This window comes from Gemmiger formicilis (assembly GCF_016901605.1).
GTDB lineage: Bacteria > Bacillota > Clostridia > Oscillospirales > Ruminococcaceae > Gemmiger > Gemmiger formicilis_B.
On the sequence record NZ_JACJKP010000905.1, the window covers coordinates 1 to 219 of the forward strand.

The 219-nt window shown below is 54.3% G+C and carries 1 pseudogene; it reads right to left on the reverse strand.

What is annotated here, in order from left to right:
- Window positions 1-98: 98 nt before the first annotated feature.
- A pseudogene (gene rhuM / locus H6B10_RS17200) lies at window positions 99-219 on the reverse strand (RhuM family protein); the annotation flags it as partial.

Here is a 219-nt window from a genome sequence, read left to right on the forward strand (position 1 = left end):
GACATCCGGGCCAGCGAGAGAAGATTTTACCAGAAAATCACGGACATCTATTCCCAGTGCAGCGCCGACTACGATGTGGAAAGCCCCATCACAAAGGAGTTTTTCGCAACGGTGACATCGGATTTGCGGATGCGGCCTTTGGGGGCGTTTTTCCATGTGGTCAGGCCCATATTGGGCTTGGTGCTGTCGGCACGGCCATATACGATCTCGGCAGCTGTA